We start from the raw sequence: 1,555 nt of genomic DNA, 5'->3' as shown, positions 1-1,555 counted from the left end.
TCAAAATGAAAAAAGGCGAAACCTTCAATGGCGAATTGCTGACTGACAGCTCCAAAGCCATTCAGGATCGCCTGGGTAACTATGGCTATGCATTTGCCAATGCCAACGTCATCCCCGACCTCGACCGTGAAAAACGCGTCGTCAACATCAATATGGCAGTTGATACCGGTAAACGGGTGTATGTTCGCCGCATGAATGTGGGCGGCAATACTCGCACCAAAGACGAAGTCATTCGCCGCGAATTCCGTCAGTTTGAATCGTCCTGGTATGACTCCAGAAAAATTCAGTTGTCCAAGGAACGGGTTGACCGCTTGGGTTACTTCTCCAATGTGGACATCGAAACCCAACCTGTACCGGGCACATCTGATCAAATCGATGTGAACATGCAGGTGGAGGAAAAGCCGACTGGCAATCTCTTGCTGGGTGCCGGTATTTCAAGTACGGACAGCTTGGTGCTTTCAGCAGCCATTCAGCAGCAAAACCTGTTTGGAACCGGGAAAACAGTAGGGCTGGAGTTGAATACCAGCAAAGTGAACCGCACAATTTCGTTTTCACAAACAGATCCGTACTTCACAATCGATGGGGTTTCCCGCAGCTTTGAGGTGTATAACCGTCGCACAGACCCAAGTGAATTGAATCTGGGTGACTACATCATTGAAACCACGGGCGCGGGCCTTCGCTTTGGTTATCCAATCAGCGAATTCGAACGCATTTCGTTTGGTGCAGGTTACGAAGGCACAGACCTTGAAGTGGGCCCGTTTAGTCCAGATCGCTTCCAGCGATATGTGAACGACTTTGGCAATTCAAGCTATGCCGTGTTGCTCAACGCTGGTTACTCGTTCGACTCTCGCGATTCTGCAATAGCCCCCACGCGCGGTCGGGTGACCCGTTTGACAGCGGAATATGCAACTCCGCTGGGCGATCAAGAGTTCATTCGCACCACTTATCAGGAACAGTTTTACTTCCCGATTGGCAAGCTTTACACCTTGGCATTGAACGGTGAAGTGACCGGTGGTTTCGGTCTTGGCGACTCGCCTTATCCAATTTTCCGCAATGTATACGCAGGTGGTATTGGTACGGTTCGAGGCTATCGCTCATCTACCCTGGGACCACGTGATGCTGACAATGTACCCATTGGTGGCTCCAAGCGCGTTATTGCCAATGCAGAGTTTTTCTTCCCGATTCCGGGTATGTCGAAAGACCGCACCTTCAGGGCATTTACCTTCCTTGACGCAGGCAATGTTTTCCAAACCAATGAGAAAATCAAGTTTGGTGAATTGAGATACTCAACCGGTGTCGGTATTTCCTGGCTGTCCCCAGTTGGACCATTGAAGTTCAGCTTGGGTGTACCGCTGAACCGTGAGCCGCAGGATGAAACCCAACGTGTTCAGTTCACGATTGGTACAGGCTTCTAAATTCGAACAAATATTGGAGAATGGTTTTGAATAGTGTGAAAAAATTGTTGATTGGTGGTGCCTTGTCTCTGGCGGTTGTACTGCCAACCATGTCCCACGCCCAAGCAGCGACCAAGATTGGATTTGTGAACACGGAGCGT

The 1,555-nt window shown here is 49.8% G+C and carries 1 protein-coding gene; it reads left to right on the top strand.

Going from position 1 to position 1,555, the window contains the following annotated elements:
- Positions 1-1,415: outer membrane protein assembly factor BamA (gene bamA, locus LMED105_RS15915; RefSeq protein ID WP_008253396.1), on the top strand; the 1,415-nt coding region annotated here is incomplete at its 5' end.
- Between the last annotated feature and the right edge of the window lie 140 nt (positions 1,416-1,555).

The sequence above is a fragment of the Limnobacter sp. MED105 genome (genome assembly GCF_000170915.1).
GTDB lineage: Bacteria > Pseudomonadota > Gammaproteobacteria > Burkholderiales > Burkholderiaceae_B > Limnobacter.
The sequence above is the reverse complement of the archived record's forward strand: the minus strand, read 5'-3'. Positions and strand labels throughout refer to the sequence as shown.